This window comes from Bradyrhizobium sp. th-b2 (genome assembly GCF_000426785.1).
Taxonomy (GTDB): Bacteria; Pseudomonadota; Alphaproteobacteria; order Rhizobiales; family Xanthobacteraceae; genus Bradyrhizobium; species Bradyrhizobium septentrionale.
Genome location: NZ_AUGA01000133.1, coordinates 1 through 8,357 on the forward strand (window position 1 = coordinate 1; position 8,357 = coordinate 8,357).

8 protein-coding genes and 1 pseudogene are annotated in these 8,357 nt (G+C 59.8%); 4 read left to right on the plus strand and 5 right to left on the minus strand.

The window, feature by feature from the left end:
* Together K359_RS0145425 and K359_RS0145430 are read left to right on the plus strand one after the other, a co-directional pair.
* The coding region (locus tag K359_RS0145425) for a transposase domain-containing protein (RefSeq protein WP_029084960.1) at window positions 1-241 on the plus strand (241 nt) is incomplete at its 5' end.
* A 192-nt stretch (window positions 242-433) separates the two neighbouring features.
* A complete protein-coding gene (locus tag K359_RS0145430) occupies window positions 434-697 on the plus strand; it encodes a hypothetical protein (protein WP_029084961.1) in 264 nt (87 codons plus the stop codon).
* 359 nt (window positions 698-1,056) lie between these two features.
* Here K359_RS0145430 and K359_RS0145440 read toward each other — a convergent pair whose 3' ends face one another.
* Window positions 1,057-2,313, minus strand: a complete 1,257-nt coding sequence (locus K359_RS0145440; RefSeq protein WP_029084962.1) for a HEPN domain-containing protein — start codon at window positions 2,311-2,313, stop codon at window positions 1,057-1,059.
* A gap of 786 nt (window positions 2,314-3,099) precedes the next feature.
* Window positions 3,100-4,722, minus strand: a complete 1,623-nt coding sequence (locus tag K359_RS0145445; RefSeq protein ID WP_029084963.1) for a DUF3300 domain-containing protein — start codon at window positions 4,720-4,722, stop codon at window positions 3,100-3,102.
* A 634-nt stretch (window positions 4,723-5,356) separates the two neighbouring features.
* Here K359_RS0145445 and K359_RS65350 point away from each other — a divergent pair.
* Window positions 5,357-5,617: a recombinase family protein gene (locus K359_RS65350; protein ID WP_029084964.1), complete on the plus strand. Its 261-nt coding sequence runs from the start codon at window positions 5,357-5,359 to the stop codon at window positions 5,615-5,617.
* A 407-nt stretch (window positions 5,618-6,024) separates the two neighbouring features.
* On the opposite strand, the gene K359_RS55945 is transcribed toward K359_RS65350, so the two are convergent.
* Window positions 6,025-7,044, minus strand: a complete 1,020-nt coding sequence (locus K359_RS55945) for a tyrosine-type recombinase/integrase (RefSeq protein WP_051346810.1) — start codon at window positions 7,042-7,044, stop codon at window positions 6,025-6,027.
* Between the two features lie 139 nt (window positions 7,045-7,183).
* Here K359_RS55945 and K359_RS0145460 point away from each other — a divergent pair, with 139 nt between their 5' ends.
* Window positions 7,184-7,447 (plus strand): hypothetical protein, encoded by a 264-nt coding sequence (locus tag K359_RS0145460; RefSeq protein ID WP_029084965.1) that lies wholly within the window; start codon window positions 7,184-7,186, stop codon window positions 7,445-7,447.
* An 82-nt stretch (window positions 7,448-7,529) separates the two neighbouring features.
* On the opposite strand, the gene K359_RS0145465 is transcribed toward K359_RS0145460, so the two are convergent.
* Both K359_RS0145465 and K359_RS0145470 read right to left on the minus strand, forming a co-directional pair.
* Entirely contained in the window at window positions 7,530-7,811 is a 282-nt protein-coding gene (locus tag K359_RS0145465) for a hypothetical protein (RefSeq protein ID WP_035978352.1), read from the minus strand.
* 24 nt (window positions 7,812-7,835) lie between these two features.
* Window positions 7,836-8,357: pseudogene (locus K359_RS0145470) on the minus strand (HlyD family secretion protein); the annotation flags it as partial.

The following is an 8,357-nucleotide window of genomic DNA, read 5'->3' on the forward strand; positions in this document are numbered from 1 at the left end:
CATCGCCTTGGGAAGGCGCAACTGGACCTTCGCCGGCAGCCAGCGTGGTGCCGACCGTGCCGCCATCATGCTGACGATGATCACGACCTGTCGTCTCAACGACGTCGATCCGAAAGCCTGGCTCGCCGACGTCCTCGCCCGTATCGCCGATCTTCCCGCATCGCGTCTGCACGAATTGCTGCCCTGGGAATGGAAGCTCCTGCGCCAAGCCGACAAGCCCGCCGATCAGCAGGCCGCCTAACCTTCACGCAACGCCATCATAGAGCTCGCCGTACCCGCGCGCATGCGTCCATCACGCGGTCCTCGTCGTATGCGTACACAATCCCGAAACTTTCGGGATTTCAACCTGCCCGGCAGCGGTCTCCTCAAACTCGTGCGCTACGAGAACGACATCTCAATCCATTCACGGAGGAGTTAAGGGAGATCAAAAGCCATGATCAAAACCATTTCGATTGCATTCGCTTTTCTTTTGCTCTGCCCGGCAGCTCATGCCGGTGATTGGCCTCAGGTCGGCGACAAGTTTCGCCGCACCGACGGCACGGTGATGACCGTCGCCAAGATCAAGACCCGCGATGATGTCGATCAAAGCAGAGTGTGCCTGCGTCAAGCACCCGCCGGGGCATGCGTCTGGTCAAAGGTTGGCGATCTTAAGGGCGACTGGGTCACCTACGGTGGCGAGCCGCAGTTAACGAGGTAACGCGAAACATGAAACGCCTAATCGTCATCACGACGGCACTTGGATGAGGCCAAGGCGTTGCAACGCCCGCTGTCGGATGACGCACGCCGGATCGTCATGCGCGGGGCCGACAAAGAGGATCGTGCGGCGGCAGCATAACCACGACGACCCTCGCGGGGGATGTCTCCTTGTCGAGACCGATGCCGTCCCAGATCGCGCACAGTCGCGATCTGATACATCTTGCGCTGGAAAGCGCCGAACGCATTGCTGCTATTCAGCGTGAATGGTCTGCTCTGCAAAGATCGCGATACGTCGGATCGTTCTGGATGAGCCTTCTGACTTCTGCTTGGCTAAATCCTATCGCTCGCAGTATCGCTATCTCAAGGAGCAGCAATACTTTTGACGTCAGATACCAGAATTTTGCTGTTGCGATGTAGGCTTTGATTTTCTTCTCTTTTCGCTTCCCCTCGTAATGGGTCATAATAGTTGCGTATGTCCCTTATCAGAGCGACATCTTTCTCGTTGTCTCTGAATAGCTTGCTCAACAGCTCCTTGTCGCAGGCAAATACGTCCCGCAGCCTATCGGTTAGAGAGATTTCATTTAGATATTCGAGTTTCCGTGCAAGGTCAGGCTTTGCCTTCCAGCGCGCAGGGATTGCTTCAACGAGTTTGGGCTGCAAAGCCGAGAACTGCCTTTTCGTGACGAGTGTCCGCGCCGGGCGAGTTCTTCGATGAAGCGCTTCTAGGGCCTGCACGTAGGTGAGGATCGCGAATTCATGGTATCTTTGAGGTTGCGATAGTAGCGCGACGCGAAGGGAAATGACCGGCTCCAGCTTGTCGTGCTGTGCAAACCAAGATCGAAGCACCTTCTCATAGACCTCGCGCCTCTTCGGTCTCGTAAAGAGCGGATGAGGCGTCTTGGCTTCAACAATCTTGTTCTCTGACCATGTCGCTACCATCGTAACGGGACCGCCTCCTGTACCCCGCTCAAGAGTACAAACGCGGCATACCATTGGGCTTCGTAAGGCTAGTGACATGAGGCGACAGATTTTTGTGATCCACCTGTCCACGGAAAACACTGATTGAGGTTCGCTGAAAACAACGCGAACACCATGTCGCTCCGTCAAGCTCAATTCCGAGACCGAGCGATTTCCGTACTGAATGCCCGTGCCAACCTGAAAAGTCGCACCGCCAACTTGGACCTCCTTGGTCTTCTTACTCCTATACGTGACTTTCACTTCCCTTTTGGCGTCCTTGTAGGTTATGCCACGAAGGCCCGTCCAGCGTATCACCTCCGGCGTCGTAAACGACAAACCTGAGGCGAACGTCGCTTCCGGACCGTCGATACGCGCGCCCACTACGACGATGTTGACCGCGATACGTGCCTTCATGTCAGCGGATAGGAAGGGCACCCAAGTAGTGAAGCAGTCAAACAGCGTGATGTCTTTGCCTTCTGCGCTGCCGTGCATTTGGAATTTTTGTCGGGCATCAAGTGCCGTCAATACGGAGTGATCGCCCTCGACGCTCAACGTGGCTGAACCGTTCTCGTCAATATCGAGGGAGCCCGAGAGTTTTGAAGCCGGGTTGTCCGTTGCCCAGAAGACCCCTGAGAGAGTTGCGCCAAGCAGTGTATCCATAACGCCCCTCGTCCATCTGGCCTGCGTGGCAGGTCTTACCCGACGACACCTTCAGGTGGCACACTAACGTCGTCACTGCCTCAACGATACTTCCAAGTCACGATCTGGGTGGGGCGCTTCAGTTGAAACGACGGCTGGCGAAGCTGCTCGGTAAATCGAACCACGTCATCTGGCTCAGCGAGCATCTGACGGGCGACTGTTCGACCGTGTTCAGTTACGTCTGCCAGATGGGGCTGGAGGCATCGTCTCGAAGCGGACGGATGCACCGTATCGCAGCGGGCGGTCGAGGACGTGGGTCAAGGTCATGAACCCGAATCACGGGATCGTCCGGTGAACTGCGCGACTGCATGCATCCGGCGTCCTCGATGTGCTGACTCTTAGCTAATGATGCTGAAGTTGGCTGCAGCAGGGTGCCCCCGTCGCTCCGTTGAGCCAGACCGCGGTATCTCCATCAACCTGCACAACGAAGTGAGCACCGTTCTGGTAGGAGTGCGACAGCACGTCGGCGAAGGACGTGAGGCCCGAGCCGCTAAACTGCACGACATCGAGACCGGGCGTCCAGTCCTGAATAACCTGAACACCGGCACGTCATTCACAACGAACGTGTCGTTGCCGACGCCGGTGCCGGGACCACCGCCGTTGCCGCCGAAGTAATAGTTCACGCCAGTACCACCGTCGAAGTAGTCGTTGCCATCGCCACCGATCAGAACGTCGACGCCGTCTAGGGCTTCCCACGGTGGCGCTCAACGAGACGAACAAGCTTGCGGATAGCAGGCGCCGCGTGCGTCATCTCCCGGGTGTGCTAGTCTTCGGCAACAGACCTCCGGAGGCGGCCCAATCATCATACGGTCGGAACTTGAGGCCGAGCCGCTCATAATAGACGCGCAGATAGCCGTCGCTGCCGCGAGTGACTGCATCGGGTCTCACCACTTGCACTTCCTGCGCGATCACGCCGGCGTAGGTCTTATCGCTGCCGTTGTAGGCGAAGCGGTAGTAGCCGAGACCGTTGTCGAGCCGACCGAGGAGCACTACGTCGTGCTTGAGGTAGATGTCCGACCTGCGCCCGCCACCACGGCCTCCGCCGCCACCTCGAAATCCTCCACCGCCGCCGCCACGAAATCCGCCACCACCGCCGCCACGAAATCCGCCACCACCGCCACCGCGAAATCCTCCGCCGCCCCGGAATGCTGCGGCACGATGTCCGCCGCCTGCGAACCGCGCTCCGCCGCCGCGCCCACCCGCAGGTCTGACATGGGCGGCTCTGGAGGCCCCGCGGTGCGCTGCGCGACCGCCCGACCTTGCGTTTCTGGCCGCCGTCGAGCGGTTGCTCGCTTGGCGATTGCCGGCCGTTCTGGCGGCGCCTGCCTGTCGGTTTCCCCGACCTCGGTCGGCGCGTTGAGCGCGGTCAGCCACATTAGCCCGGTTGGCGCCGGTCCCCAATCGCTTCGCGGCGGCCGCGCCGGCTGCGCCGGCCGCGATCCCAGCGCCGGCCCCTCGGTTGGCGTTGCCAAACCTCTGTTGGAGGTTCGCATTGTTGTAGCGTGCACCCTGTCGATGCCTTACGTCGTGCTGCCAGTGCTCGACACGAGCGCCGCGATTGATGGCGATTGCCCCGCCGCCCCAGTTGACCCGGCTGCCGCCCCACCATCCGCCGCCGCCCCAGTAGCCGCCGCCGGTGGCCCACCGCCCCAGTGCGTAGGCTGCGCCGAAGGCCACGCCGGCCGCGATGATGCCGGTGCCGATGTAGCCAGGATAGCCCCAATAGTATGGATAAGCAGGATAGTCGGAGTAAGGCCAATCGCCAAAAACCACCTGCGGTTCGTAGTAGGGAACGTAGATGCTGTCGGTCGATGCGGGTTCAATGTAGATGAATTGTCGGTTCTGCTCCTGATTTAACGTGACCTTCTGTTCTGTTGTCGTGACCAGCTTCTTCCTGTCGTACGCCTTCGAGCGCAACCGTTGCACGGCGTCCATCACGTCTTGCTGCTGCGCCAAGAACGCCTCGCCGAGCTTTTGTGTCCATTCGAGATGCTCGTTCATCATTTGGAGAACAGACGGTGTCGCGACCAGTGCCTTGACGCTCGCGTCCCAGTCCTGTTTCTCGGCGGCAGCTTTGAGGGCATCCCCCTTGAGGTCCTTGTTCTGGTTCATCCAGCGATCTGCGCGCACCACCTCGAGCGGATAGGTCGATGCCATCAGCACGTTCGACAATAGTGTATCCGGATACAACGCAATCGGCGCGACTAGCGCATCAAGTTCGGCCGGTTTGAGCGCCGACTGCTCTGGGACAGGCGATGGGGTACCGCTTGGGGCTTGAGACGTCTGATCGTTTGTTTGCGCCAGCGATGGAGTACTTGTGCACAGCAATGCTAGGAAGGCCATACAACACACTGTTCCAATGATACGCATATGGTTGCTCCCTCCATGAGAGCGCTGTCGGCAGGCCGACTCCTCGCAAAGAGAACATCTGGGGTCCGCAGCGCTCGTCCTTGACTTAGATCAAACCACCCACTTGCAGCCCGCGGTTCTTCCTCCATTTTAACAAGCATGCTTTCTTTTATTGTTTTCCCTCCCCTCCCCTCAGGCCAGAGAATTCGTTCAACGGGCATGTTGCTTGACGTGCGTGAACAACGAGCCTCTGCGAGGGGACGACCTTGCTTATCGCTATCGTCGATAAATCGAACTTCCCTGCATGAAACGGATTCCGAATTGCGCAATTGATCCAGTAGATTCAAGCGGCGTTTACTATCATGAGAGGATATTCTATGCGGCCGGCCGTTTCCTACATTCGCGTTTCAAACCCAAAGCAGGATCGCAGCGGCCTAAGCCTAGAGGCACAGCAAGCTGCAATTTGAGCCTTCTGCGCGCAACACGGCTACAGCATCGAAGCCGAGTACCGCGAGGTGGGGACCGGCAAGGGCGCGGACGCCCTGGAGCGTCTCCCTGAGCTCGCAGAGGCCGTGAAATTTGCCCGCAGAGCTGGCAAAGACGGTTAGCCAAACTGGACCGGCTCGGCCGCGATGTCCATTTTATCAGCGGATCAATGGTGCAGCGCATTCCATTCATCTTTGGGCCCAACGTCGACGCGTTCATGCTGCACATTCACGCTGCAGTCGCGGAGAAGGAACGCGAGCTGATTGCTCAGCGAAACAGGGAAGCCCTCGCGGCTGCCAAGGCGCGCGGACAGAGGCTCGGCAACGCTGAAATTGGAGAGGCCCGCAAGGCAGAGGCAGACCTGCAGCGTCGGAGCGCGGCGCACCCTGCACGACCGCAGGGGTCGCACGCATGGTCGAGCGGGCGGTAAGCTCGGATTCAAGGCGCCGCCCCACATGACCGACATGCCTGCGGTTCGCGCTGGCCTCCACGGGGCACGATACGCGCGCCCTGCAAGCATATCTCGGGTACAAGAAGATCCAGCACACGGTGCGCTACACCGAGCTGACCAGTGCGACAACGGAAACAATTGCAGCGTGCTCGATACCTGAGAGATTATGCCCAGCTACCAAATCCTCAAGTTTCATTGCGGCAGGTTCCGCGCCCGGCTGAAGACTGGCTTTGAAGTGCGCTTGTCGGCCGCCAGATGCGAATGATGGAAAAGATGCTATTTGACACAAAGGAATAAGGATCTCATGGCTCCTACGCACATGAGCCAGCCCTCCACAGCATGAGGGCAATATCTCTGAAGGGAAGATTCGGGAAAGGATCGCCAGTTCATTTTCCCGCTCCAGTCTTCTCAATAGGTTGCGATTGATTTTGGCTCACCGGGTCAGAAGGTGAGCCAATGCCTGTTCCTGAAATGAGCTTTGCTCCATCCCGCGCCATACGCTTCCGGTTTGCCGATCGCGTGTAGACCTGCGCCTGCGAGATCGACGTCCAGCCAAACCACGCCATTAGCTGATGGTCTGTAAAGCCCCGCTCAGCCAAGTACGTCGCGGCGGCCTTCCGGAGACCGTGCGACGTGCAACGCTCGGGCAGTCCCGCCTCACGGCAGAGATCGCGAAAGTAGTTTCCAAAGCCGGCAGCTGTGAAAGGCTTACCCTGCGCCGTGACCAAGAAAGTTAGATGATTGCTCGCTGGCATCGCATCGATCGCGGCCTGTAGGCGTGGCATGACTTCCACGTTGAACGGAACGCCAGTCTTTTGGCGCCCCATCGTCATCATGCCACCGCGGATATGCTGGCGGCCCATCCGGACGACGTCACAGCGAGACTGACCGGCCTGCAGAAGCAGTTCATAGGCCAACCGCGCTCTCGTGCCGATCGCGTGGCGCTTCTCGAACTGCTCGCACTCGCTCGTCTCCCACGGATGGTGACCGCCGGTCCGCGGCATCTTGGCGAGCTTCACCTCGGCGAGCGGATTCTTCCGGATCATCTTCAAAGTGAGGCAATGCTCGACCCATCCGCGGAGCGCCTTTAGCCAGTTGCGCTGCGCCGCCGGCGTTTTCCGATTGAGGATCTTCTGGATCGCCACGGAATGCATGCCTGCGACCTGAAAGGTTCCACACTCCTCGCGAAAGCGCTCGAGAATTGCGCGTCGGCTCGATCGCGTACCGTCGCCGAGAACTTTCCAGTCCGCACTCGAGTAATAGCTGACGATCGCGGCATTCACCGTGCCAGGCTTCAACCGGTCGGCGCCGATCTCGGTCGGCTGCTGGCCAGTCTTGGCCGCGCGCCGCGGTCCGGATCTCTGCAACTGAGCTAAAGCAAGAACACTTCGGTCGATAGGAAGCACGCTTGCTTGCACCCTTGATCTAGATCATGGCGGACCCGGGACCTTCGCCACCACATCGCGTTGGTGACGGCTTGCCGCTTCCTTCCCTGCGAAAATGCGCGGGCCATCGCGATCCTCGCATTGCAACAGGAGCCGGCTGATGTGGGTGCTGATGTACGTGTTCTCCTATTCGGTCAGCCCAGCCGCTACGATCGACAAGGCGGAATGGAGGCTGCTCCCAACCGTGGTGTTCCAGGAGTTCACGAGCGAGGAGCGATGCAAGGCGGCCAAGGCCACACTTGAAGGCAGCCTGAAGGAGGCGGGAGCCAAGCTCAGAAGCGGCCTGGAGGACCTGAAGAGCGTCGGCAACGCCGACCCGGCGCAGATCATCATTGCCTACAATGTGGAATGCCTTCCGAAATAACGCTCCCCGACGGGCGAAATCATCCACTATTGCCGAGCTTTGGCGGCGAAGCCGGCTATGCAGCTCGCTTCTCGGCCCGTCCCTACTCGTCCTCGTCCTCGGGTTCGTCGTCATGCTCGATCGCATCTCGCATCCCGCGCATGACGGCGAACGATACGAAGGCCATCCTCCTCTTCTGATCGTCGCTCAACGTCTTGTAGAGTGGCTCCCAGGCATCCGCCCTGCCCTTGCGGGCGAACACCTTGCCGCATTGGTCCGCGCTCGTGGCCCAGGCGCCGGCGAGATCGAACGCGTACGCGCAATCCGGCAATCCGAACATCATACCCGCTAGGACGATTGCGCGAAGCTTGCCGTCCGGTTTCATCTGCCGTCTCCCTGTTCGCGCCCGTCAGTGACCACTCAACACCAGCGTCTGGATCGGCAGCAGCAGCGCCTGGATCCGAAGCAGCAATGCATGAACAAGTGCAGTCGCGTCGACGACGTGCAGGGCAAAACCCTTCAACGCGCCGGTTTTCGGATCGGCGATCACGTCATGGTTGCTGGTGTAGGCATTGACGATGCAACTGCTGCCCGGTGTCACGCCGTCAAGGCCGCCCTTGTAGAGCGGCTCAAGGAACACGAGGATCGAGCCGGGCTTTTGCAGGCTCTGCGGGTCGATCAACAGCTCGGTGGCCCGAAACTGGCCGGCGGCGATGAAATCCTGCACGCTGGTGACGACCAGCGGAATGATCACCCAGGGTTTCGAGATACACGTGGCTTCCGCGACCATGCCGGGCTTCATGACCTGGGCCTCGATCTGCCCGAACCCCGCCTGCAAGCTGTTCCGGCCGGCTTCGTCGGGTATCAGGATTCCGGCCGGCCGCATGATCTGGGCCACAAGATCCCCGGGGCGAACGAGGAATTGCTCGAC

Bases quoted from the DNA above. Each gene is read 5' to 3' on its own strand.
- K359_RS0145430 (WP_029084961.1), top strand. From the start codon at position 434: ATGATCAAAACCATTTCGATTGCATTCGCTTTTCTTTTGCTCTGCCCG.
- K359_RS0145440 (WP_029084962.1), bottom strand. From the start codon at position 2,313: ATGGATACACTGCTTGGCGCAACTCTCTCAGGGGTCTTCTGGGCAACG.
- K359_RS0145445 (WP_029084963.1), bottom strand. From the start codon at position 4,722: ATGCGTATCATTGGAACAGTGTGTTGTATGGCCTTCCTAGCATTGCTG.
- K359_RS65350 (WP_029084964.1), top strand. From the start codon at position 5,357: ATGGTGCAGCGCATTCCATTCATCTTTGGGCCCAACGTCGACGCGTTC.
- K359_RS0145460 (WP_029084965.1), top strand. From the start codon at position 7,184: ATGTGGGTGCTGATGTACGTGTTCTCCTATTCGGTCAGCCCAGCCGCT.
- K359_RS0145465 (WP_035978352.1), bottom strand. From the start codon at position 7,811: ATGAAACCGGACGGCAAGCTTCGCGCAATCGTCCTAGCGGGTATGATG.